Genomic DNA, 22338 nt, shown 5'->3' on the forward strand with positions numbered 1-22338 from the left:
CCTCAGGCCCGCTCGACAGCCAGCGCCAGGCCCATGCCGACGCCGACGCACAGTGTGGCCAGGCCGCGCTTGCCGCCGGTCCTTTCCAGTTGGTGCACGAGGGTCAGCGCCAACCGCGCGCCGCTCATGCCCAGCGGATGACCCAGCGCGATCGCACCACCGTTGGGGTTCACGTGTTTCGCATCGTCGGGCAGGCCGAGTGCACGCATGACGGCCAGCGACTGGCTGGCGAAGGCTTCGTTGAGTTCGATGGCATCGAAGTCGCCGATCTGAAGGCCCAGCCGTGCCATCAGTTTCTGCGTGGCCGCGACCGGGCCGATACCCATGACCCGCGGCTCGACGCCCGCGGCGGCCATGCCGAGGATGCGTGCGCGCGGACGCAAGCCGAAGCGCTGGATCGCTTCTTCGCCGGCAATCACCAGCGCGGCAGCGCCGTCGTTGATGCCCGAGGCGTTGCCGGCGGTGACGGTGCCGCCCGGGAACAGCGGCTTCAGTTTGGCCAATGCGTCGGCGGTGGTGTCGGCGCGCGGGTGCTCGTCGGTGTCGACCAGCTCGGTCTGTCCGCGCCGGGCACCGGGCACGGTGACCGGGATGATTTCCTCGGCGAAGAAGCCCGATGCCTGCGCCGCGGCCGCGCGTTGCTGGCTGCGCAGTGCGAACGCGTCCTGGTCGGCGCGGTCGACGCGATGCTCCGCGGCCACGTTGTCGCCGGTCTGCGGCATGCTTTCGGTGCCGTAGCGCGCGTCCAATGCCGGGTTGACGAAGCGCCAGCCCATGGTGGTGTCCTCGAGCTGCTGGCCGCGCCCGTACGCCCGGTCAGCCTTGCCGATGACGAACGGCGCGCGGGTCATCGACTCCACGCCGCCGGCGATCGCCAGTTCCATTTCCCCGGTATGTATCGCGCGCGCCGCCTGGCCGACGGCCTCCAGTCCGGAGGCGCACAGCCGGTTCAGCGTCACGCCCGGCACCGAAGCCGGCAACCCAGCGAGCAGCAGGCTCATGCGGGCGACGTTGCGGTTGTCTTCGCCGGCCTGGTTGGCGCAGCCGTAGAACACTTCCTCGATCGCCGCCGGGTCCAGGCCCGGATTGCGTTCCAGCAGCGCCTTGAGCGGCAGTGCGCCAAGATCATCGGCGCGCACCGCGGAGAGGATGCCGCCGTAGCGGCCGATCGGCGTGCGCACGGCATCGCAGATGTAAGCGTGGTTCATTCGATCATCTCCAGCGGCAGGCCGGTCAGTTGACGTACCTCGTCGAGGTTCACGCCGTCGACGAGCTCGATTACGCGCGCACCTTCGGGTCCAAGCGCGAACACGCCGACATCGGTGTAGATGCGCGACACGCAGCGCAGGCCGGTCAGCGGGTAGCTGCATTCGGCGACCAGCTTGCTCTCGCCCTTGCGCGTCTGCAGTTCCATCAGCACGAACACCTGCTTGGCGCCGATCGCCAGATCCATCGCGCCACCCACGGCGGGGATGGCGTCGGGCGCGCCGGTGCTCCAGTTGGCCAGGTCGCCGTGCTGGGAGACCTGGAACGCACCCAGCACGCAGATGTCCAGGTGCCCGCCGCGCATCATCGAGAACGAGTCGGCGTGGTGGAAATAGCAGCCGCCGGTGAGCAGCGTCACCGGCTGCTTGCCGGCGTTGATCAGGTCCGGATCTTCCTCGCCGGGCGCCGGGGCGGGGCCCATGCCGAGCAGGCCGTTCTCGCTCTGCAGGAAGATCTCCTTGTCCGCCGGCAGGTAGTTGGCGACCTGGGTCGGCAGGCCGATGCCCAGGTTCACGTAGGCGCCCTCGGGGATGTCGCGCGCCACCCGCGCGGCCATCTGTTCACGGTTCAAGCGGCTCATGACTTGCCTCCTGCAGCGACCACGCGGTGCACGAAGATGCCGGGTGTCACCACGGACTCGGGATCGAGTTCGCCCAGCGCCACCACTTCTGAAACCTGGGCGATGGTGCATTTCGCCGCCATCGCCATCAGCGGGCCGAAGTTGCGCGCGGTCTTGCGGTAGACGAGGTTGCCCCAGCGGTCGCCGCGGTCAGCCTTGATCAGGGCGAAGTCGGCGTGGATGGGGTACTCCAGCACGTAGTGGCGGCCGTCGATCTCGCGTGTCTCCTTGCCGGCGGCCAGTTCGGTGCCGTAGCCGGTGGGGGTGAAGATTGCGCCCAGGCCGCTGCCGGCGGCGTGGATGCGCGCGGCCAGGTTGCCTTGCGGGACCAATTCGAGTTCGATCTCGCCGGCCTTGTAGGCGGCGTCGAAATGCCACGAGTCGGTCTGCCGCGGAAACGAGCAGACCACCTTGCGCACCCGTTTGTTGGCGATCAGCGCAGCCAGCCCGGCGTCGCCGTTGCCGGCGTTGTTGTTGATGATGGTCAGCTCGCGCGCGCCATGCGCGATCAGCGCATCGATCAACTCATCGGGCATGCCGGCGGTGCCGAAACCGCCGACCATCACGCTGGCGCCATCGGGGATGTCGGCCACCGCGGACTGCAGGGTCCAGGTCGTCTTGTCGATCATGGCTGTCTTGTCTCTCCTGTCGATGCGGAGTGGAGCGATGCCGGGGTGTTCATCCCAGATCTCCGCCCGCCACCGGCAATACGCTGCCGGTGATGTAGGACGCCTCGTCGGAGGCCAGGAACAGGATCGGCGCGACCTGCTCGGCGATGCTTCCATAGCGTTTGAGGAAACTGGAGCCCACGACCTGCGCCACGGTCTCGGCCATCCATGCCTGTTCGGCCGGGCTCTCGTCGACGGCGTTGCGCGGTATCCGGCGCGGCGGCGCATCCGTCCCGCCCGGTGCGGTCGCCACCACGCGGATGTTGCGATGCGCGAGCTCCATTGCCAGCGATTGCGTGATCGCGTTGATCCCACCCTTCGCCGCCGAGTACGGCACGCGGTGGATGCCGCGGGTCGCGTTCGACGACACGTTGACGATGGTGCCGCCGCCGCGCGCAAACAGGTGCGGCAGCGCCGCGTGGCAGCAGTACAGCGTGGGCATCAGCGAACGACGGATCTCCGCATCGATCTGCTCCGGTTCGAACTCGGCATACGGGCGCATGCGGATCGCACCGCCGACGTTGTTGATCACGATGTCGATGCCGCCGAAGGTCGCCGCGGCGAACGCCATCGCCGCCTCGGCGCCGGCGTGGGTTTCCAGATCCGCATGGAAAGCGGCGCTCTCACCCTGCGCCCGGGCGGCCACTTCGCCGACGAAGTCCGCACGATCCACGAACACGACCTTGCCGCCCTCGGCCGCCGCGCGCAGGGCAACCTCGCGGCCGATGCCCTGCGCGGCACCCGTCACGACGATGACCTTGCCGGCGAAGCGCGGTGCGTTCATGCCGCCTTGTCCCGCGCTGGTGCGTTCGGCGTGAACTTCTCGTAGTGGAAGCTGGCCGGCGTGACGCCGCAGTCATCGAAGTGCTTGCGCACTGCATCGACCATCGGCGGCGGCCCGCACAGGTACACGTCGAGGTTGCCGTCGTGCAGCACCTCGGCCGGCATGTGCTGGGTGACCCAACCCTTGCGCGGATGCGCGCTCGCGCCCTCGGCGACCACGGTGATGAAGTTGAAGTTCGGCAGCTTCGCCGCGTAGGCCTCGATCTGTTCGACCAGAACCAGGTCGGCGTCGCGGGTCACGCCGTAGATCATGTGCACCGGCTGGTCCGCGCCGGTGCGCGCCAGCGTTTCCAGCATCGACAGGAACGGCGCCAGACCGGTGCCGCCGGCCAGGAACAGCAATGGCCGGTCGACCTTGCGCAGGTAGAAACTGCCGAGTGGCCCGGTCAATTCCAGCGCCTGCCCCGGCTGGGCCTTGCCCACCCAGTCGCTCATCAATCCGTCGGGGATGCGTTTGATCAGGAAGCTGATGCGTCGCTCGCCGGGCGCCGAGCTGAAGCTGTAGGAGCGGTGCTGGCCGCTGCCCGGTACGTCGATATTGACGTACTGGCCCGGCAGGAACGCCGGCGCGTCATCCGCCACGTCGAGCTCCAGCACGATCGCGGCGTCATTGTGCTGCTCGACCCGGGCGACCGTGGCGTTGAACTTCGCGTTGCCGGTCTTGCAGACGGTGGAGTCCGCCGGCACCGCGATCACGCAGTCCGACGATGGCACCATCTGGCAGGTCAGCACCAGGCCGTTGTCCTTTTCGTCCTCGCCCAGGGCGTCGTCGATGTAGTCGTCGCCCAGGTCGTAGTTGCCGCTCTCGGCGCGGCATTTGCAGGTGCCGCACACGCCATCCGAGCAGTCCATCGGCAGGTTGATCCTGCTGCGGTACGCGGCGTCGAGCACCGTCTCGCCTTCCCGGCACTGGATGAAGCGGGTGACTCCGTCCTCGAAATTCAAAGCGATGCTGTGATTCATGTGGCCTCCTCGCAGGCAACGACACCTGTCAGACGTGGTAGATGTCGATGACCTGGCGGATGTAGTCGTTCTTCAGCACGATCTTCTTGCGGCTGATCAGGAATCCGTCGCCCGCCTTGCGCAGGGTGGCGAACACGGTGCCGAAGTACTGGTCGGTGACCTTGTAGCGGTGGCTGAGGGTGTGGAAGTTGTAGCGCAGGTCGACCTCGTCGCCGCGCTCTGCCAGCAGTTCCACGTTGTGCACGCCGTGGCCGGTGCGCGGCTCGGGCATGGACGCGCTGGAGCGCTCGGTCTTGATCCGGAACACGCGATCCTCCAGGCCCGAGCGGTCGGGGTAATAGATCAGCGAGATCTGCGACTGCGGGTCCTCGGTCAGCTGGTCGTCGTCGTCCCATGCCGGCATCCAGTAAGTCACGTCCTCGGCGTACGTCAGCAGCCATTCGTCCCACTGGCGCTCGTCGAGCAGGCGCGCTTCGCGGTAGAGGAAGGCGCATATCCGCTGGTAGTCGAAGCTCATGCCGACACCTCGTTGCGCTGCCGTTCCAGCGCGTCGCGCATGACCTTCGCCCAGTACGCGTGCTGGCGCACGAACAAGCCTTCGTCCTCGCTGCGCTCGCCGGACAGCGAGGGGTTGAGGCCCATGCGCCTGGCGTTCTCGTCGGGGCCGTCGATCCACAGCGGCGCGCCGCGGCTCATGTCGTTCCACGCTGCCGAGGTGGCGGCGTAGCCGGCCTGGCAGGCGCGGAACTCCTCCATGTCGTCGGCGGTGCCCATGCCCGAGACGTTGAAGAAGTCCTCGTACTGGCGGATGCGCATGGCACGGTCCTCGGCGCTCTCGCCCCGGGGCGCGAAGCAGAAGATGCTGACCTCGGTCTGGTCGACGCTGATCGGGCGGATCACCCGGATCTGGGTCGAGAACTGGTCCATCAGGAACACGTTCGGATACAGGCACAGGTTGCGGGTCTGGTTGACGATGAAGTCCGCCCGGTCCGCGCCCACGCGCGCCGCGATCTCGTGGCGACGTCCATACACCGGCCGCACCTCCGGATTCATCGTGCGCGTCCACAGCAGCATGTGGCCGTGCTCGAAACCGTAGACGCCGGCCGTGCTCTTGCTCCAGCTGTTGGCGTCGACGGCCTTGGTGCCTTCCGCGTTGCGCCGGTTCATGGTCGCCGCATAGTTCCAGTGCACGCTGCTGACGTGATAGCCGTCGCAGCCGTTCTCCATCTGCAGCTTCCAGTTGCCCTCGTAGACGTAGGACGAGCTGCCGCGCAGCACCTCCAGTCCATCCGGCGACTGGTCGACGATCTGGTCGATGATCACCCGGGTCTCGCCCAGGTAATCCTCCAGCGACTGCACGTCCGGATCGAGGCTGCCAAACAGGAAGCCACGGTAGTTCTGGAAGCGGGCGACGCGTCGCAGGTCGTGCGAACCGTGCTGGTCGAACTGCGGCGGGTACTGCGTCGTCTTCGCGTCCTTGACCTTGAGCAGCTTGCCGTTGTTGGAGAAGGTCCAGCCGTGGAAGGGGCAGGTGAAGCTGCCCTTGTTGCCGCGCTTGCGCCGGCACAGCATCGCGCCCTTGTGCGCGCAGGCGTTGATCACCGCATGCAGCTCGCCCGATTTGTCGCGGGTGACGATGACCGGCTGGCGGCCGATGCTCGTGGTGTAGTAGTCGTTGTTTTCGGGGATCTGGCTTTCGTGCGCCAGGTAGACCCAGTTGCTCTCGAAGATGGCCTCCATCTCGAGCTCGAACAGGTCGGCGTTGGTGAAGATGTCACGGCGGCAGCGGAACACGCCCGCGTCCTTGTCGTCCTGCACGGCCGTGGCGAGCAGTTGGTCGAGATCCCGGGCTTTGTCGATCACTGCGGACATGGCGGTCTCCTGGAGTATTCCGATGACGCCCCTTGGGGCATGGGAGGATGACGTGGCCGCTCGGCGGCGTGCAGTCGCCGAGAGGTTCACTCAGCCGGCCGCGCGCACGCGGGCTTCGTTGATCTGGTTGTCGACCCCGTCCACCAACGCACTGAGCCGGAAGTCGAACGCGATCTCGGCGAACGGGCCCTCCATGCCGGCGGCCTTGATCGCTGCCGCATCGGTGTGCCCGATCGCCTCGGCCACGAGTTCGTCGCGGGTGGCGTAGGCGAAGTCGTCGTTGACCAGCGGATCACCGGCCAGGTTGATCTGGGTAGTCAGCTTGCGATGCCCGTCGGCGCTGATGAAGAAGTGGATGTGCGCCGGACGCTGGCCGTGGCGGCCGAGTGCGGTCAGCAACTTTTCCGTCGGGCTGCCCGGCGGCACGCCGTAGCCGCAGGGCAGGATGCTGCGGAAGCGGTACTGGCCCCGCTCGTCGGCGATGATCGTGCGGCGCATGTTGAACGGCGCCTGCTTGCCGGTCGGGTCGAAATGCGAATAGAAGCCGCGGGTGTCGCAGTGCCACACCTCCACCTTGGCGCCCGGTGCCGGCTTGCCGCTGGCGTCGTATACGGTGCCGTGCATGACCAGCGGCTGGCCGTCGGTGTCGCTGCCGTCGTCCAGCCGCGCATAACCCTGCTCGACCGGTGCGCCGGCCACGTACAGCGGCCCCTCGATGGTGCGCGGGGTGGGGTTCTCCACGCCGATCGCGGCGTCCTTGGCGTCCAGGCGCAGGTCGAGGAAGTGATCCAGTCCCAGCCCGGGGGAGATCAGGCCAGCCTGTCCGGCGGTGCCCAGCGCGTTGAACCAGGCGACCGCGGTCCAGTACTCGTCGGGGGTGATGTCCAGGTCGTCAATGGCCTTGTACAGGTCCGACATCAGCCGGTGGATGATCAGCTTGGTGCGCGGATCGCCATCCTGCTTGTCCAGCCCGGCGACGGTTTTCAGGAAATCCTGCACTTCGGTGGTTTCGAAGATCTTGACGCTCATGGTTCCACTCCTCTCGAGTTTGCGTTGGCGGCCCCGGGCTCCTCGCGGAAGCCCCGGTCGCTGCTATTCCTGGCGGTCATCCTCACGGACCGACGACGGGTGCCGGCACAGCGGGGTCACCGCGATCCGCATGTAAGGGAACAGCGGCAGCCCGGTCAGGAGCTCGTGCAGTTCCTCGTTGCTGTCGACATCGAAAATGCTGTAGTTGGCATACTCGCCGACGACGCGCCAGATGTGGCGCCACTTGCCGCTGCGCTGCAGCTCCTGCGAGTACGCCTTCTCGCGCGCCTTGATGTCGTTGGCCACGTCGGCCGGCAGGTCGGCGGGAATCTGGACGTCCATTCGTACCTGGAAAAGCATGGCTCAACCTCCCTTGGTGGTGTTGGCGAGGCTCACGGTGCGCGTGGCACGGTCACGGCGGAAGAACTGCACGCGGTCCTCGTCCAGGCTGATGCCCAGGCCAGGGCCGGCGGGTACGGTGAGCTGGAAGTCGCTGTAGTCCAGCGGCTCGGTGAGGATTTCCTCGGTCAACAACAGCGGGCCGAAAAGTTCGGTGCCCCACTGCAGGTTGGCGAAGGTGGCGAACACATGGGCCGAGATGACGGTACCGACCGCGCCCTCGAGCATGGTGCCGCCGTACAGTTCGATGCCCGCGGCGTCGGCGATCGCGGCAACGTGCTGCGCGGCGTACGCGCCGCCGGATTGCTCCAGCTTCACCGCGAACACGTCCGCGCCGGCGACCTTCGCCAGCTCGAACGCCGAGCGCGGCCCGTGCAGGGATTCGTCGGCCATCAGCGCAACCGGGAAACGCCGCGCCAGCCGCGCCAATGCGCCGGCGGTGGCCACCGGTTGCTCGACCAGTTCGCAGCCGGCATCGGCCAGGGCGGCGATACCGCGCACGGCCTGCAATTCGCTCCAGGCCATGTTGACGTCGACCCGCACCGCGGCGCGGTCGCCCAGCGCGCGCTTGATCGCGGCGACGTGGGCGACATCCTCGGCCACGGTGCGCGCGCCAATCTTCAGCTTGAACACGTTGTGACGGCGCAGGTCGAGCATCCGCTCGGCTTCTTCGATATCGCGCGCGGTATCGCCGGAAGCCAGCGTCCACGCCACCGGCAGGCGCTCGCGGCGACGGCCGCCCAGCAACTCCGACACCGGCAGGCCGGTGCGCTTGCCGTGGGCGTCGAGCAGGGCGGTTTCGACCGCGCTGCGGGCAAAGCGGTTGTCCTTGATCGACCGGTCCAACTGCGCCATCAACGCCGGCACGCGGGTGGCGTCGGCGCCCCTGAGCAACGGCGCGAAATAGGTGTCGACCGCGAGCTTCATTCCCTCGGGGCTCTCGCCGCCGTAGGCCAGCCCGCCGATGGTGGTGCCTTCGCCGACGCCGACCGCGCCGTCCGAGCAGTGGATGCGCACCAGCATCAGGGTCTGGCCGTTCATCGTGGCCACCGACAGTCGGTGCGGGCGGATGGTCGGCAGGTCGAGCAGCACGGTCTCGATGCGCTCGATCGTGGCGGAAGGATGCATGGCGGGGGCAGGGGAGAGTTTCATCACGATTCGGTTATCGGCGGTCCGCACCCTTGCCGTCCAACACTGAATAACTCTTCATGAATACCTTGAAGGTATAGTCATACCGAAACGGGCGCCACGTTGGCCTTCGATCCTCGCCTGAGTTCATTCAGGGTATGAAAACTTAACGGTAGATCAGCCATGGACCTGCGTCAGCTGCGCTATTTCATCGCCGTCGCCCGCGAGCGCAACTTCACCCGCGCCGCCGAAAAGCTGCATATCGCCCAGCCGCCGCTGAGCCGCCAGATCCAGCTGCTGGAGGAGGAACTGGGCGTGACCCTGATCTCCCGCGCCAGCCGTCCGTTGCGGCTTAGCGATGCGGGCAAGTTGTTCCTCGAACAGGCCCTGCAGATCCTCGGCCGCGTAGAGCAGATGAAGGTCGCGACCCAACGCGTGGGGCATCAGCAGCGGCGCGTCTTCTCGATTGGCTTCGTCGCCTCCACCCTGTACGGCGGCGTCCCCGCGCTGGTGCGCGAGCTGCGCAAGCACGCCCCGGAGCTGGACATTCAGCTGGTGGAGATGATGTCGGTGCAGCAGATCGAGGCGCTCAAGACTGGCCGTATCGACGTCGGCTTCGGCCGCATCCGCCGCAACGACGCGGCGGTCGAACGCACCGTGCTGCGCGAGGAGCGGCTGGTGCTCGCCATGGCGCCGGGCAGCCGGCTGGCCGACAGTGATACGCCGGTGGCGATCGCCGAGCTGGCGGACGAGGACCTGATCGTCTACCCGAAAGGCCAGCACCCCTCATTCGCCGACCAGGTGCTGGCCCTGCTGGAGGACCACGGGGTGCGGCCTGGAAACGTGCACGAGGTCAGCGAGATGCAGATCGCGCTGGGCCTGGCCGCGGCTGCCACCGGTATCTGCGTGGTTCCGTACACCGCCAGCCTGCACCGCAAGGATCTGCATTACCGCGTGATCGCCGACGAACACGCGACCTCGCCGATCATCCTCAGCCACCGTCGCGATGACGACTCGCCTTACATCGTGTTGATCAAGCAACTGGTACAGGAGTTGTACGCGGCGTCACCGCCCTGGCTCGGCCCGGCAGGTGGCAACCTGCACACGCGATGAGGAGACCATCATGGGATTGCTGGTAGACGGCAAGTGGCACGACCAGTGGTACGACACCAGCAGCACGGGCGGGCGTTTCGAACGCTCGGCAAGCCGGTTCCGCAACTGGGTCACCGCCGACGGCAGCGCCGGGCCATCCGGGCAGGACGGTTTCAAGGCGGAAAGCGGTCGCTACCATTTGTACGTGTCCTACGCCTGCCCGTGGGCGCATCGCGCACTGGTGATGCGGGCGTGGAAAGGCCTGGAAAAACACATCGACGTATCCGTGGTGCATCCGTTGATGCTGGAAAACGGGTGGGAACTGCGCACCGACTTCGAGGGTGCCACCGGCGACCGGCTCCACGGCTTCGACAAGCTGTACGAGCTTTACCTGAAAGCTGACCCGCACTACAGCGGCCGGGTGACCGTACCGACGCTGTGGGACAAGCAGCGCGAAACCATCGTCAACAACGAGTCGTCGGAAATCATCCGCATGCTTGGGACAGCCTTCGACGGCATCGGCGCGCGGGCGGGCGATTACTATCCCGACGACCTGCGCGCCGCCATCGACGCCATCAACGCGACCGTGTACGACAACGTCAACAACGGCGTCTACAAGGCCGGCTTCGCGACCAGCCAGGAAGCCTACGACGAGGCGGTTACCGCGCTTTTTGCCACGCTGGAATCACTCGAGCAGCGCCTGGGGCAACACCGCTACCTGGTCGGCAATACGCTGACCGAAGCGGACCTGCGCCTGTGGACCACACTGGTGCGCTTCGATGCGGTGTACGCGACGCACTTCAAATGCGACCGCAAGCGAATTCGCGATTACCCCAACCTCGAGGGTTTGCTGCGCGACATCCATCAGCTGCCTGGCGTGGCCGATACCGTGTGGATGGACCACATCCGCCACCACTACTTCCGCAGCCACAAGACGCTCAACCCGTACGGCATCGTGTCGATCGGCCCGGCCCCCGCGTTCGACGCTCCGCATGACCGCGATCGGCTGGGCGAACGGGAGATCCGGGGCGCCTGAAACGCTCGGCCATCACTGCAGATGCCCGGCCGGATCGGTTGCGACCCAGCGCCCGGGGCATGGCGTCGTACGACGAGCGCGGCGTTACTGTTGCCTGGCCTCGATGCCGTCGAACAGCTTGTTGATCGCGCCGTAATCCAGCGCCTTGCCGGGTACCGGGTTGCCCTCGCCGTGGTGCAGGAAACTGCTCGTGAGCCCGGCCACGCAATCCAGGGTCGCTATCGAAATCGACGCTCCGGCACTCAGCCGCCGCACGCCCAGGGCGGTCAGTTCCGGAACGCCGGGCAGGCCGGGCCGGCTCATCACATTCAACGGCAACCCCGCGTTCTCGACGATGCGGCGGATGTCGTCGGCATCGACCACGCCGGGCACGAACAGGTTGTCGGCGCCGGCCGCGCGATACCGCGCTGCGCGGGCGAGCGTTTCCTCGACGCGCCGATCATCGCTGGCGAGGCCACGCAAATAGACGTCCGTACGGGCGTTGACGAACAGGTCGACGCCGCGCTGGGCCGTCATGCGCTTGATCCGCTCGATCTTGCTGGCGAGCAGGTCGGGACTGTCGGCGCCATCCTCGATATTGATGCCGACCGCGCCGGCGTCGATCACGCGGGCGACGTTGTCGGCGACGGTCGCGGGATCGCTGGCGTAGCCGTCCTCGAAATCGACACTGAGCGGCACGCGGATGACGCGGACGATATTGGCGATCGTGGCGATCGATTGCTGCATGGGTAAGTGGCTGCCATCGGCGTAACCGTTGGCCCAGGCCACACCGGCACTGGTGGTGGCGATGGCCTTGGCGCCGAGACTTTCAATCAGCCGGGCGCTGCCCGCGTCCCACGCGTTGGCGAGCAGGAGCAAGCCGTGCTGATGCAATTGGCGGAAGGTGGCTGCGTGATTGATCGCTGTCATGGGGATGGCTCCGGAGTGAGTTGGGGGAGGGCCGCATCGAGTTTGCCGTGAGGCGCGCGGGACACCGGCGTATTCATTGGTGCGGCAGCCGCGCCATGTACAGCAATACACCCGCCAGGCTCTTCAGGTCCTGGTTGTTGTGGGCCAGCACCCGCCGCAGGTTTCGTGCGGAGCCGCCGCGCAGGTAGGTGAGCCAGGCGGCGGGGGCTTCCGAGCCGGGCAGGTCATCTTCGCGCACCACGCCGAGCAGTTCGCGTTCGGCGGTGGCCAGGCGGCAGTTTTCCCATTGGCCTTTCCAGTGCCGGCGCACGGGGTGGAGCAGGTCCAGATGGCCCAGCCCGGTCAGCGGGTCGGGCAGGCGCGCCAGGCGGTAGCGGGTTTTCAGCAGGGGTGAGTCGTAGCATTTGCCGTTGTAGCTGACGAGCACGGTGTCGTCGGCCAGCCAGCTGGCGAAGGTGCGCAGCATGGCGGTTTCCGCGGCCATGCTGGTGATGGTGAGTTGGCGGATGCGGAAGCGGCCGTCGTGCCAGTCGGCGGCGCCGATCATGAAGGCACGGGTGCCGGTGCCGCCGGCGAGGCCGGTGGTCTCGGTGTCGAAATGCAGCAGGCGGCGATGGTGTACCGACTCCATCCGGGCGAAGGCGGCGTCGACGATGTCGGGCGGGGCGAGCCAGTCGACGTTGGCTTCGGTGTAGCGCAGGCCGGGGGACAGTTCGATGCCGGGAACGTCGCGGTCATTGGATGCCAGGTACGCCGGGCCGCGTTTGAGTTGGGCGTGGCGTTGCAGCAGGCGGCGGAGGTCGGGGGAGAGGGTTTTGTGCGTGCTCGGCGACGTGTCCTTCGACTTCGCTGCGCTACGCTCAGGAAGAACGGTAATAGGGGAGCGAGCGGAAGCAATGGACGACGTTTGCCCCGCATCCGCCCGCAATTGCCGCAGCTTGGTGGCCAGGGCACTCACAGCGCCACCAGCAGCGCCAGCACGCGCAACGCCAGCGCTTTGGGCGTCTGGACGTCCATTTCGTCATGGTGCTCGTCGGCCGCGAGTATGGGCCCCACGCAGCCGGGACAGCCCGCGCGACAATCGCAGCGTTCGATCAGGGTGATCGACTGGGCCACCAGATCCTCGCGGCGCTGGAATAGCGGCTCGCTCTGGCCGATGCCGCCGGGGAAGGCGTCGTACAGATAGACGGTGGGCGTGAACGGCGCGTCGGGCGCCAGCGCGGTGGGTTGACCGTCGCTGCCGCGCAACTGCCCGCGACCGCTGAGGTCGGCGCTGACAAACCAGGCGCCGTCGCCGCTGCCGACCGATTTCTGCAGGTCGCGCGCCTCGGCCATCACGGCCACGGTGGCCACGATATGCAATGCGTACGCAGCACCCAGGAAACCATCCAGCGCCTGCTGCCGATCCTCGAACGCCGAGGCCAGCACCGTCTGCGACAACTGCCACCACACGGCGGTGGTGTGCAGTTCCTGGTCGGGCAGGTTGACCGGGCCGTAGCCGATGTTTTCGTGCGTGTAGAAGCGGATTTTCTTGTAGCCGGGCACGCGGCGCACCACGTGCACTTCGCCGTGATGCGCCTGGCCGCGGCCGGCGCCGGCGCTGTCGAAGCAATCGAGCACTTTCAGCTTGGTGTAGTCGATGGCGTCGGTGTAGTAGTCGACTTCGGTGCGCGTGACGTAGGCCTTGCGGCCTTCCCAGTCCAGCCGTTCCACCTGATAGGGCACCGACTGGATCATGTGGATGGCGCCTTCGTACAAGGTCACCGGCGCGGCGCTGTAATCGACTTCGGCGATGATGGCCTGACGGCCGTTGGTGCGATCGACCACCACGAAATTGCCGTCGGCCACCGAGCGCAGCGATACCGCGATGGCGGGGTAGCTGTCGGCGATCCATTCCCAGCGGTCACCCTCGCGATGCAGCACGCCTTCCTCGCCCAGCACGTCCAGCCACGGCGTGGCCACCTCGTTGCCAAATATTTCCTCGCCCGCGAACGGTAGTTCGAACGCGGCGCAGCGGATGTGGTCGAGCAGGATCAGCGGCTGATCGGGCTGGATGCGCGCGTGCTCGGGCGTGGCGCCCTGGAAGAATTCCGGATGCCGCACCAGGTACTGATCCAGCGGATCGGAGCTGGCCACCAGCACGCCCAATGCGGATTGCTGCCGCCGCCCGGCGCGGCCGAAGCGCTGCCACGTGGCGGCGACGGAACCGGGGTAGCCGTTCAACACCACCACGTCCAGCGAGCCGATATCCACGCCCAGCTCCAGCGCCGAGGTGCTGACGATGCCGTCGACGCTGCCCGCGCGCATGTCGCGTTCGGCCGCGCGGCGCTCCTTCGGCAGGTAGCCGCCGCGGTAGGCGCGGATGCGCGGTGGCTTGCGCGGGTCGTGGTCGAACACGTCCTTGAGGTATTTGGTGAGTACCTCGACCATGCTGCGCGACTGGGCGAACACCAGCGTCTTCAGGCCCGACTTGATCGCCAGCCGCGCGATACGGTTGGTTTGCGAACGTGCCGAGGCGCGCAGGCCCAGGTCGGGATTCACCACCGGCGGGTTCCACAGCAGCACGTGCTTCTCGCCGGCCGGCGCGCCGCTTTCAACGATGGCGGTGACGGCGTCCTCGATCAGCGCCTCGGCGTGTTGCTGCGGGTTGCCGATGGTGGCCGAGCACAGGATGAATTGCGGGGTGACGCCGTAGAACGCGCACACGCGTTTCAGCCGGCGGATCACGTTGGCCACATGCGAGCCGAACACGCCGCGATACGTGTGCACCTCGTCGATCACCACATAACGCAGGTTCTCGAAGAACTGCGCCCACTTGGTGTGATGCGGTAGGATCGCCTGGTGCAGCATGTCCGGGTTGCTGACCACGATGTCGCCATGCAGGCGGATTGCCTGGCGCGCGTCGCCGGGCGTGTCGCCGTCGAACGTGAAGGCCTTCACGCCCAGCTCGCCGGCGTTGTTCAACTCCAGCAGCTCGGCCACCTGGTCCTGCGCCAGCGCCTTGGTGGGGAACAGGTACAACGCCTTGGCATGCTGCTGCATCGCCGCGCTGATCACCGGCAGCGTGTAGCACAGCGACTTGCCCGACGCAGTGGGCGTGGCCACGGCCACGTGCGCGCCGGTTTGGGTGGCGGTCCAGGCCTCGGCCTGGTGGCTGTAGAGCTGGTTTACGCCGCGACTGCGCAGCGCCTGCGCCAGGGCCGGGGGAAGGTCGGGCGGCAGTGGCGCGTAGCGGCCTTCCTGCGCGGGCAATACGAATGCGCCAGTGATGCGCGCGCCGTAGCGTTTGTTGAGCCGCTGCGCCAGCGAACGGCCATCGCCGGGGCTGCGCAGCACCAGTTCGTCGGCGGCGTGGTAACGGTCGGGCAGGGCATTCATCGGCGGATCTCGGCAGGCAGGGCGGCATGACAGCAAGGGGCGGTCTCATCCGCTGAGATCACGCAGGGCGAGACTCGGTCGAACCGCGACGTTCATCTTTCCCTTCTTCATTTTCACCACAAAAGGTGAAAAGATACCAGCCATGACCCTGCAGCTCACCGCCCGCCAATCCAACATCCTGGATTTCATCCGCGACCGCCTCGACCACACCGGTCAGGCGCCTACGCTGGAGGAGATCGGCCAGGCCATGGGCCTGGCCAACGTCAGCGCGGTGCTGAAACACGTGCGCTCGCTGGAGGCGAAAGGGCGGCTGTTGATCGAGCCGAACCGCTCGCGCGGCATCCGCCTGGTGACCTCGACCGACCCGCTGGACGCGGACACGATGGAGCTGCCGCTGGTGGGTCGTATCGCCGCCGGCGAGCCGCTGTTTTCCGATGCACGGGTGGAGCGCACGCTGCGCGTATCCAGCTGGCTGTTCCGGCTGAAGCCCGATTACCTGGTGCGCGTGGTCGGCGATTCGATGCGCGACGAAGGCATTCTCGACCAGGACATCGTGGGCGTGCACGCCACGCCGGTGGCGCGCCACGGCCAGGTGGTGGCGGCGCGGGTGGGCGGCGACCGCTTCACCATCAAGCGGCTGTACTGGCAGGGCGACGTGATCCGGCTGCTGCCGAACAGCCCGGGTTACCAGCCGATCGACCCCGATCCCACCGAGGATTTCGCCATCGAAGGTCTGTTCGCGGGCCTGCTGAGGGGCAGCTGATGGGCGCCGTGGTGGCCTTGTCCACGCTGCTGGATGCGCAGCAGGTCTGGCGCGGGCGAGCGGTGCCGCTGCCGGCGGGCGAGCAGCCCACCGGTTGGGCCGCGCTCGATGATGTGCTGCCGGCTGGCGGCTGGCCTCCGGCAGCGCTATCGGAAATCCTGCTGCCCGCCGATGGCGTGGGCGAGTTGCGGCTGGTGCTGCCCAGCCTGGCGCGCCTCACCCAGGGCGGGCGGACGGTGGTGATCGTGGCGCCGCCCTACCTGCCGTGCGTGGCCGGCTGGCAGCAGCAGGGTGTGGACATGCGCCGCGTGGACATCGTCGCCGCTGACGACAACGACGTGGCCTGGGCGATGGAGCAATGCCTGCGCTCGGGCAGTTGCGCGGCGGTGCTGGCGTGGCCGCGCCAGGCCGACGACCGCACGCTGCGGCGATTGCAGGTGGCGGCGGATCACGGCCAGGCGCTGGCGTTCGCCTTCCGCGATCGCAAGCACCTGCCGCACGCGTCGCCGGCGGCCCTGCGGCTGGAGCTGGAAGCTGCGCCCCGCGCCCAGGTGTGGGTGCGCAAATGCCGTGGCGGGTCGGTGCCGGCACAGCCGGTGCCGCTCGGCCGCGCCCTGCATTGATGGTCGGCGGATATGTTGTGGGCCTGCATCGTGCTGCCGCACCTGGCGCTGGACGGCGTCCTTCGTCGTAACCCCCAGACCGGGCCGCTGGTGCTGGTGAGCGGCCCGGTCAACGCGCGCAGCATCGTGTCCGCCAATCGCGAGGCGCGCGATGCCGGCCTGCACGTGGGTCAGCGGTTGAGTGCCGCGCAGGCCCTGCTGACCCGTTTCGATGCCGTGCCGTACGACCGCGACGCGGTGGATCGCTGGCACCGTTTCCTTGCCGCCGTGGCGTATCGCTACAGCTCCGAGGTCAGCCTGCTGCCGCACGCGATCGTGCTTGAGGTAAGCCGCAGCATGGGCCTGTTCGGTCCCTGGCCGCGGCTGGAGGCGATGCTGCGCGCGGATCTTGCCGCGCTGGGTTTTCGCCACCGCATCACCGCTGCGCCCACGCCGCACGCCGCGTATGTGCTGGCCGGCGTCAGCGACGGGCAGGCGGTGCTGACGTCCGATGCCATGCGCCGCGCGCTGCAAGGCGTGCCTATCGCCAAGAGCCGCCTGCCGGCGCTGGCGGCCGAAGCCTTGCCCGGCATGGGCATCCGCAGCTTGGGGCAATTGCTGGCGCTGCCGCGCGATGGCCTGCGCCGACGCTTCGGCGCCGAACTGCTGGAGGCACTCGATCGGCTGACCGGCGATCTGCCCGCGGGGCTCGATGCCTACCGTCCGCCCGACGTTTTCGACCTGCGCATCGAGTTGATGCACGAGGTGGAAAACATCGCCTCGCTGGTATTCCCCCTGCGTCGCATGACCGGCGATCTGGCCGCCTATCTGGCGGGGCGCGATGGTGGCGTGCAACGGTTCACGCTGCGGCTGGAACATCGTGACGGCAGGGTTACCGAGGTGCCGGTGGGCCTGCTCACGCCGGAGCGCGAACCTGGCATGCTGTTTGAACTGGCGCGCGGGCGGCTGGATCAGGTGCAACTGCCCGAGCCGGTGCTGGCGATGCGGCTCATCGCGCGCGAGTTGCCGCCGTTCGTACCGGCCGGCCGCGACCTGTTCGACGACCGACCCGCCAACGCGCTGCCGATCGATCAGTTGCGCGAACGCCTGCGCGCACGGTTGGGCGATCGCGCCGTGCATCAACTGGACAGCACCACCGATCCGCGGCCCGAGCGGGCGCAGTCGATTGCGGGAAATCCCTGTAGGAGCGGCTTCAGCCGCGATGCTTCTCAATCTGCCTCGGCCTCAAAAGCGTCGCGGCTGAAGCCGCTCCTACAGAGCATTGGACCACGCCCCACCTGGCTGTTGGATCGCCCCATTCCCTTGCGCGGCACCGAGCCGCGCATCCTGGCCGGTCCCGAACGGCTGGAAACCGGTTGGTGGGATGGTGGCGAGGTGTGCCGCGATTACTACGTGGTGGAAACGTCGCTGGGCCAGTACGCGTGGGCGTTCTGCGCGCCGGGCGAGCAGGCGGGCTGGATGCTGCAGGGCTGGTTCGCATGACGGATTACGCCGAGCTGCATTGCCTGTCCGATTTCTCCTTCGGCCGCGGCGCGTCGAAGGCCGGCGAGTTGTTCGAACGCGCCAAAGCCTGTGGTTACCACGCGCTGGCGATCACCGACGAATGCTCGCTGGCCGGCATCGTGCGCGCCTACCAGGCCTCGACCGAGCTCGACCTGAAACTGATCGTGGGCGCCGAATTCCAGCTCGAGGATGGTCCGAAGCTGGTGCTGCTGTGCGAGAACAAGCAGGGCTATGTCGAACTCTGCCGACTGATCACGCGCGGCCGCCGCGCTTCGGAAAAGGGCACGTATCGGCTCACCCGGGCAGACATGGAAAGCGGCATGCCGGGCACGCTGGCGTTGTGGATGCCCGGGCTGCAACCAGATGTCGCGCACGGCCGCTGGATGCGCGACACCTTCGGCGATCGCGCCTGGCTGGCGGTGGAACTGCATCGCGGCCCCGACGATGCCGCCCGCCTGCGCGAACTGCAGGCGCTTGGCCACACGCTCGGAATGCCGCTGGTAGCCAGCGGCGACGTGCACATGCACGTGCGCCGGCGGTTGGCCTTGCAGCACACGCTCACGGCGATCCGCCATCGCGTGCCGATCGCCGAGGCGGGCGCGCTGATCTTCCGTAATGGCGAACGACACCTGCGCCGATGCGATGTGTTGGCCGAGCTCTATCCCGATGCCCTGCTGCAGGAAAGCGTGCGCATCGCCGAGCGTTGCACCTTCCACATGAGCGAGCTGCACTACGACTATCCGGCTGAGCTGGTACCTGAAGGCCACTCGCCAAGCAGTTGGCTGCGCCATCTGGCCGAAGAAGGCATCCAGTGGCGTTGGCCGAACGGCATCAGCGACAAGGTGCGCAAGCTGATCGACGACGAACTGGCATTGATCGCGTCGAAGCAATACGAAGCCTTTTTCCTCACCGTCCACGACATCGTCCGCTTCGCGCGCAGCAAAGAAATTCTCTGCCAGGGCCGCGGTTCGGCCGCCAACTCCGCCGTGTGTTTCGCGCTGGGCGTGACCGAGGTGGACCCGGAGGTCAACGAACTGCTGGTGGCGCGTTTCATCAGCGAAGACCGCGACGAGCCGCCCGACATCGACGTCGATTTCGAGCACGAGCGGCGCGAGGAAGTGATCCAGTACATCTACAAAAAATACGGTCGCGAGCGCGCCGCGCTGGCCGCCACCGTGATCTGCTACCGCGGCCGCAGCGCGGTGCGCGACGTGGCCAAGGCGCTGGGCCTGCCGCTGGATCAGGTCGACCAGCTCAGCGATATCTTTGCGCGCGGCTGGGGCGACAGCTCGGCGGAGGAGCGGCTGCGCGAACAGGGTTTCGATCCGGACAGCCCGATCATCCGCCGCGTGCTGAAACTCACCCACGAACTGATCGGCATGCCGCGGCATTTGTCACAGCACGTGGGCGGCTTCGTGATTTCCAACACCTCGCTGAGCGAGATGGTGCCCGTGGAAAACGCGGCGATGGTTGATCGCACCGTGATCCAGTGGGAGAAGGACGATCTCGATTACATGCGCATGCTGAAGGTCGACTGCCTGGCGCTGGGCATGCTGACCTGCCTGCGCAAATGCTTCGGCTTGCTGGAAAGCGAGCATGGCGTCGTCAAGACCATCGCCACCATCGAGCCGAATGACGCGGCAACCTACGCCATGATCCAGCGCGCCGATACCGTCGGCGTGTTCCAGATCGAAAGCCGGGCGCAGATGGCAATGCTGCCGCGGCATCGGCCGGCGACTTTCTACGACCTGGTGATCCAGGTGGCGATCGTGCGGCCCGGCCCGATCCAGGGCGACATGGTGCATCCGTACCTGCGGCGGCGGAATGGCGAGGAAACCGTCGACTATCCATCGCCGCAATTCAGGAAGGTGTTGCAACGCACGCTCGGCGTGCCGCTGTTCCAGGAGCAGGTGATGCAACTGGCCATCGTGGCGGCCGACTTCACCGATGGCGAGGCCGACAAGCTGCGCCGCTCGATGGCCGCATGGAAACGTCACGGCGGGCTGGAGCCGCATCGCGACAAGCTGATGCGGGGCATGCTGAAGAACGGTTACACGGCGGAATTCGCCGCGCGCATCTTCGAGCAGATCAAGGGCTTCGGCTCCTACGGATTCCCCGAATCGCACGCAGCCAGTTTCGCCAACCTGGTCTATGCCTCGTGCTGGCTGAAATGCCATTACCCGGCGGCGTTTGCCTGCGCCTTGCTCAATTCGCTGCCGATGGGTTTCTACGCGCCCAGCCAGATCGTGCAGGACGTGCGGCGCCACCGCATCGCAGTACATCCGGTGGATGTGCGTTTCAGCGACTGGGATTGCACGCTGGAGCCCGATCCACATGGCAACACCAGCACCCGCGCCGTCCGCCTGGGCCTGCGCATGGTGCGTGGATGCTCCGAAAAGGCCGCGCTGCGGTTGATGGCCGCGCGTGCTCAGCGGCCTTTTACCGACATCACCGACCTGTGTTCGCGGGCCGGTCTCGATCGTCGTCACCAGGAACTGCTGGCCGATGCGGCGGCCCTGCGAGGGCTGGCCGGCCATCGCCATCGAGCGCGCTGGGCCGTGGCCGGGGTCGAACCGCAACTGCCGTTGTTCGGCAACGCAAGTCCGACCGAGCAAGCGGTGATCCTGCCATTGCCCACGCAGGCCGAAGACACGCTGGCGGACTACGCACGCACCGGCCTGAGTCTGGGCGTGCATCCGCTGCGGCAGATCCGCAGCCGGTTGAATGCCGCACGCTGCATCGATGGAAAGGCACTACGCAGGCAACCCCACAACAGCCGTGTGCGCGTGGCCGGCCTGGTGACATCACGCCAGCAACCGCAAACCGCCAGCGGCATCATCTTCGTGACGCTGGAGGACGAGCATGGGCTGATCAACGTAGTGATATGGCGTCATGTGGCTGAAGCCCAGCGACTGCCGCTGCTGCAGGCGCGCCTGCTCGCCGTGGAAGGGCAGTGGGAGCAGGTGGATGGCGTCAGCCACCTGATCGCGCACCGGCTCAAGGATCTCACCCCGCTGCTCGGTGCACTGGATACGCGCTCACGGGATTTCCATTAGGCGCAGGGTGCCCAGTTTGTTGCAGGAGCGCACCCTGTGCGCGAATGCTTTTGGTGACGTGACGAAGAGCGATCGCGCACAGGGTGCGCTCCTACAAGGGTTTGGACGATTCAGTCGGCGAGCTGCTGTCCTCGGGATGGGTATCCTGGCCGGTGACGCTGCGATAGAAGCCGATCGCCAGGATCGTGACCAGGGCGGCCATCAGCACGATAAGCCCTATCCATCGGCGGCGCTTTTTCATGACAGCCTCCTGCTGCGCTTGTGGATCAGGTCGAACATCACGCCATGTCCGCCAGCACGGCGACCACGTCACGCAGGTCGGCCACCAGTTCCGCGTAAGCCTGATGGCGCTGGTCGGGTTTGGGCATGCGCAGCACCGCGGAAGGGTGCCAGGTCGCCATGCCGCGTACATCTTCGCCCAGTTCGCGCCATTGCCCGCGCTCGCGGGTGATGCGAAAAGCATCGCCGAACAGTGTCTGGGCCGCCATCGCGCCCAACCCGATCACCACCCGCGGCTGCACCCGCAGCAGCTCGGCTGCCAGCCACATGCGGCACGCGGCCTGTTCGGAGGCGTTGGCGCGCTTGTGCAATTTGGTGTTGCCACGCATTTCGTATTTGAAATGCTTGACGGTATTGGTGAGGTAAAGCGTGTCGCGATCCAGCCCGGCTTCGTCCAGGGCGCGATCGAGCAAATGTCCGGCCGGCCCCACGAACGGTTTGCCCGATTGATCCTCCTGCAGGCCTGGCTGTTCGCCAATCAACATCGCCTTGGCGGAGGCGGGCCCTTCGCCGAATACGGTTTGCGTGGCATCGCGCCACAGTGGGCAGGCCCGACAGGTTTTCGCCTTGCGGCGCAACGTCACCAGCTTGCCCGTGGGGATTTCCGCCACGGGCTTGGCCAAGGGAAGGTGCCGGGCGTTTCCTGCAGTGCCTGCGGCACGCCCGGACACCAGGGTGGCGGCCTTCATTGGCGCATCCGCCGGTCAGAAAACGCCAAGCAGCAACAACACGATGACAATGATCACGATGATCCCCAACCCGCCCATCGGGCGATAACCCCACGAGCGGCTGTACGGCCAGGTGGGCAACGCGGCAATCAGCAAAATGATCAACACGATGATCAGCAGAAGTGACATCGACATGGCAGCGTCCTTGAGTGATGAGCGAATGATGCGGGTGCAGGCGTGGCGC

Annotated in this window: 22 protein-coding genes; 6 read left to right on the forward strand and 16 right to left on the reverse strand. The window is 67.0% G+C overall.

Annotated features, from left to right (window positions below; genetic code table 11):
* Positions 1-2: 2 nt before the first annotated feature.
* From pcaF to ACFPK0_RS08730, 10 genes are all read right to left on the reverse strand, one after another.
* Complete coding sequence (gene pcaF, locus ACFPK0_RS08685) at positions 3-1208, reverse strand: 3-oxoadipyl-CoA thiolase (protein WP_377339844.1); 1206 nt, start codon at positions 1206-1208, stop codon at positions 3-5.
* Positions 1205-1846, reverse strand: coding sequence for a 3-oxoacid CoA-transferase subunit B (locus tag ACFPK0_RS08690; protein WP_377339846.1), 642 nt, complete (start codon positions 1844-1846; stop codon positions 1205-1207). The genes pcaF and ACFPK0_RS08690 overlap by 4 nt, the downstream gene beginning before the upstream one ends.
* A complete protein-coding gene (locus ACFPK0_RS08695) occupies positions 1843-2514 on the reverse strand; it encodes a 3-oxoacid CoA-transferase subunit A (RefSeq protein ID WP_056603747.1) in 672 nt (223 codons plus the stop codon). The genes ACFPK0_RS08690 and ACFPK0_RS08695 overlap by 4 nt, the downstream gene beginning before the upstream one ends.
* A 49-nt stretch (positions 2515-2563) precedes the next feature.
* Entirely contained in the window at positions 2564-3337 is a 774-nt protein-coding gene (gene benD / locus ACFPK0_RS08700) for a benzoate diol dehydrogenase BenD (RefSeq protein ID WP_377339849.1), read from the reverse strand.
* Positions 3334-4359 (reverse strand): benzoate 1,2-dioxygenase electron transfer component BenC, encoded by a 1026-nt coding sequence (benC, locus tag ACFPK0_RS08705; RefSeq protein ID WP_377339851.1) that lies wholly within the window; start codon positions 4357-4359, stop codon positions 3334-3336. The genes benD and benC overlap by 4 nt, the downstream gene beginning before the upstream one ends.
* A gap of 28 nt (positions 4360-4387) precedes the next feature.
* Positions 4388-4876, reverse strand: a complete 489-nt coding sequence (gene benB, locus ACFPK0_RS08710; RefSeq protein WP_056603740.1) for a benzoate 1,2-dioxygenase small subunit — start codon at positions 4874-4876, stop codon at positions 4388-4390.
* A complete protein-coding gene (locus tag ACFPK0_RS08715; RefSeq protein ID WP_377339854.1) occupies positions 4873-6231 on the reverse strand; it encodes an SRPBCC family protein in 1359 nt (452 codons plus the stop codon). Before ACFPK0_RS08715 ends, benB begins: the two co-directional genes overlap by 4 nt.
* A 90-nt stretch (positions 6232-6321) precedes the next feature.
* Positions 6322-7260 carry a catechol 1,2-dioxygenase gene (gene catA / locus ACFPK0_RS08720; protein WP_377339856.1) on the reverse strand — a complete coding sequence of 313 codons (939 nt, stop codon included), beginning with the start codon at positions 7258-7260 and terminating at the stop codon, positions 6322-6324.
* Between the two features lie 63 nt (positions 7261-7323).
* Positions 7324-7620 (reverse strand): muconolactone Delta-isomerase, encoded by a 297-nt coding sequence (gene catC, locus ACFPK0_RS08725; RefSeq protein ID WP_056079082.1) that lies wholly within the window; start codon positions 7618-7620, stop codon positions 7324-7326.
* Between the two features lie 3 nt (positions 7621-7623).
* Entirely contained in the window at positions 7624-8811 is a 1188-nt protein-coding gene (locus tag ACFPK0_RS08730; protein ID WP_377339858.1) for a muconate/chloromuconate family cycloisomerase, read from the reverse strand.
* A 159-nt stretch (positions 8812-8970) separates the two neighbouring features.
* Between ACFPK0_RS08730 and ACFPK0_RS08735 the strand changes: the two genes are divergently transcribed.
* Together ACFPK0_RS08735 and ACFPK0_RS08740 are read left to right on the forward strand one after the other, a co-directional pair.
* A complete protein-coding gene (locus ACFPK0_RS08735; protein WP_377339861.1) occupies positions 8971-9900 on the forward strand; it encodes a LysR family transcriptional regulator in 930 nt (309 codons plus the stop codon).
* A gap of 10 nt (positions 9901-9910) precedes the next feature.
* Entirely contained in the window at positions 9911-10915 is a 1005-nt protein-coding gene (locus tag ACFPK0_RS08740; RefSeq protein WP_377339863.1) for a glutathione S-transferase family protein, read from the forward strand.
* An 84-nt stretch (positions 10916-10999) separates the two neighbouring features.
* Here the strand turns inward: ACFPK0_RS08740 and ACFPK0_RS08745 are convergent, their stop codons facing one another.
* From ACFPK0_RS08745 to ACFPK0_RS08755, 3 genes are all read right to left on the reverse strand, one after another.
* On the reverse strand, positions 11000-11824 hold the full coding sequence (locus ACFPK0_RS08745; protein WP_377339865.1) for an isocitrate lyase/PEP mutase family protein: 825 nt from the start codon (positions 11822-11824) through the stop codon (positions 11000-11002).
* 73 nt (positions 11825-11897) lie between these two features.
* Entirely contained in the window at positions 11898-12782 is an 885-nt protein-coding gene (locus ACFPK0_RS08750) for a ribonuclease H-like domain-containing protein (protein WP_377339867.1), read from the reverse strand.
* Positions 12779-15202 carry a DEAD/DEAH box helicase gene (locus ACFPK0_RS08755; RefSeq protein WP_377339869.1) on the reverse strand — a complete coding sequence of 808 codons (2424 nt, stop codon included), beginning with the start codon at positions 15200-15202 and terminating at the stop codon, positions 12779-12781. Before ACFPK0_RS08755 ends, ACFPK0_RS08750 begins: the two co-directional genes overlap by 4 nt.
* Before the next feature lie 142 nt (positions 15203-15344).
* Between ACFPK0_RS08755 and lexA the strand changes: the two genes are divergently transcribed.
* From lexA to ACFPK0_RS08775, 4 genes are read left to right on the forward strand one after another with little or no spacing between them, the layout of a single operon-like run.
* Positions 15345-15965, forward strand: a complete 621-nt coding sequence (gene lexA / locus ACFPK0_RS08760) for a transcriptional repressor LexA (protein WP_377339871.1) — start codon at positions 15345-15347, stop codon at positions 15963-15965.
* On the forward strand, positions 15965-16588 hold the full coding sequence (gene imuA, locus ACFPK0_RS08765) for a translesion DNA synthesis-associated protein ImuA (RefSeq protein WP_377339873.1): 624 nt from the start codon (positions 15965-15967) through the stop codon (positions 16586-16588). Before lexA ends, imuA begins: the two co-directional genes overlap by 1 nt.
* Positions 16589-16600: 12 nt before the next feature.
* Positions 16601-18070: a Y-family DNA polymerase gene (locus ACFPK0_RS08770; RefSeq protein WP_377339875.1), complete on the forward strand. Its 1470-nt coding sequence runs from the start codon at positions 16601-16603 to the stop codon at positions 18068-18070.
* Positions 18067-21147, forward strand: coding sequence for an error-prone DNA polymerase (locus ACFPK0_RS08775; protein ID WP_377339877.1), 3081 nt, complete (start codon positions 18067-18069; stop codon positions 21145-21147). The genes ACFPK0_RS08770 and ACFPK0_RS08775 overlap by 4 nt, the downstream gene beginning before the upstream one ends.
* A gap of 91 nt (positions 21148-21238) precedes the next feature.
* Here the strand turns inward: ACFPK0_RS08775 and ACFPK0_RS08780 are convergent, their stop codons facing one another.
* From ACFPK0_RS08780 to ACFPK0_RS08790, 3 genes are read right to left on the reverse strand one after another with little or no spacing between them, the layout of a single operon-like run.
* Positions 21239-21388 carry a hypothetical protein gene (locus tag ACFPK0_RS08780; RefSeq protein ID WP_156458326.1) on the reverse strand — a complete coding sequence of 50 codons (150 nt, stop codon included), beginning with the start codon at positions 21386-21388 and terminating at the stop codon, positions 21239-21241.
* 37 nt (positions 21389-21425) lie between these two features.
* Complete coding sequence (locus tag ACFPK0_RS08785; protein ID WP_377339879.1) at positions 21426-22115, reverse strand: UdgX family uracil-DNA binding protein; 690 nt, start codon at positions 22113-22115, stop codon at positions 21426-21428.
* Positions 22116-22130: 15 nt separating this feature from the next.
* Positions 22131-22289 carry a DUF3309 family protein gene (locus ACFPK0_RS08790; RefSeq protein WP_082520107.1) on the reverse strand — a complete coding sequence of 53 codons (159 nt, stop codon included), beginning with the start codon at positions 22287-22289 and terminating at the stop codon, positions 22131-22133.
* Positions 22290-22338 lie beyond the last annotated feature (49 nt).

Origin of the sequence: Rhodanobacter ginsenosidimutans (assembly GCF_042655685.1) — a bacterium.
Taxonomy (GTDB): Bacteria; Pseudomonadota; Gammaproteobacteria; order Xanthomonadales; family Rhodanobacteraceae; genus Rhodanobacter; species Rhodanobacter ginsenosidimutans.

Excerpts from the sequence above, each read along its gene's own strand:
- pcaF (WP_377339844.1), bottom strand. The coding sequence starts at position 1,208 with ATGAACCACGCTTACATCTGCGATGCCGTGCGCACGCCGATCGGCCGC.
- ACFPK0_RS08690 (WP_377339846.1), bottom strand. The coding sequence starts at position 1,846 with ATGAGCCGCTTGAACCGTGAACAGATGGCCGCGCGGGTGGCGCGCGAC.
- ACFPK0_RS08695 (WP_056603747.1), bottom strand. The coding sequence starts at position 2,514 with ATGATCGACAAGACGACCTGGACCCTGCAGTCCGCGGTGGCCGACATC.
- benD (WP_377339849.1), bottom strand. The coding sequence starts at position 3,337 with ATGAACGCACCGCGCTTCGCCGGCAAGGTCATCGTCGTGACGGGTGCC.
- benC (WP_377339851.1), bottom strand. The coding sequence starts at position 4,359 with ATGAATCACAGCATCGCTTTGAATTTCGAGGACGGAGTCACCCGCTTC.
- benB (WP_056603740.1), bottom strand. The coding sequence starts at position 4,876 with ATGAGCTTCGACTACCAGCGGATATGCGCCTTCCTCTACCGCGAAGCG.
- ACFPK0_RS08715 (WP_377339854.1), bottom strand. The coding sequence starts at position 6,231 with ATGTCCGCAGTGATCGACAAAGCCCGGGATCTCGACCAACTGCTCGCC.
- catA (WP_377339856.1), bottom strand. The coding sequence starts at position 7,260 with ATGAGCGTCAAGATCTTCGAAACCACCGAAGTGCAGGATTTCCTGAAA.
- catC (WP_056079082.1), bottom strand. The coding sequence starts at position 7,620 with ATGCTTTTCCAGGTACGAATGGACGTCCAGATTCCCGCCGACCTGCCG.
- ACFPK0_RS08730 (WP_377339858.1), bottom strand. The coding sequence starts at position 8,811 with ATGAAACTCTCCCCTGCCCCCGCCATGCATCCTTCCGCCACGATCGAG.
- ACFPK0_RS08735 (WP_377339861.1), top strand. The coding sequence starts at position 8,971 with ATGGACCTGCGTCAGCTGCGCTATTTCATCGCCGTCGCCCGCGAGCGC.
- ACFPK0_RS08740 (WP_377339863.1), top strand. The coding sequence starts at position 9,911 with ATGGGATTGCTGGTAGACGGCAAGTGGCACGACCAGTGGTACGACACC.
- ACFPK0_RS08745 (WP_377339865.1), bottom strand. The coding sequence starts at position 11,824 with ATGACAGCGATCAATCACGCAGCCACCTTCCGCCAATTGCATCAGCAC.
- ACFPK0_RS08755 (WP_377339869.1), bottom strand. The coding sequence starts at position 15,202 with ATGAATGCCCTGCCCGACCGTTACCACGCCGCCGACGAACTGGTGCTG.
- lexA (WP_377339871.1), top strand. The coding sequence starts at position 15,345 with ATGACCCTGCAGCTCACCGCCCGCCAATCCAACATCCTGGATTTCATC.
- imuA (WP_377339873.1), top strand. The coding sequence starts at position 15,965 with ATGGGCGCCGTGGTGGCCTTGTCCACGCTGCTGGATGCGCAGCAGGTC.
- ACFPK0_RS08770 (WP_377339875.1), top strand. The coding sequence starts at position 16,601 with ATGTTGTGGGCCTGCATCGTGCTGCCGCACCTGGCGCTGGACGGCGTC.
- ACFPK0_RS08775 (WP_377339877.1), top strand. The coding sequence starts at position 18,067 with ATGACGGATTACGCCGAGCTGCATTGCCTGTCCGATTTCTCCTTCGGC.
- ACFPK0_RS08780 (WP_156458326.1), bottom strand. The coding sequence starts at position 21,388 with ATGAAAAAGCGCCGCCGATGGATAGGGCTTATCGTGCTGATGGCCGCC.
- ACFPK0_RS08785 (WP_377339879.1), bottom strand. The coding sequence starts at position 22,115 with ATGAAGGCCGCCACCCTGGTGTCCGGGCGTGCCGCAGGCACTGCAGGA.
- ACFPK0_RS08790 (WP_082520107.1), bottom strand. The coding sequence starts at position 22,289 with ATGTCGATGTCACTTCTGCTGATCATCGTGTTGATCATTTTGCTGATT.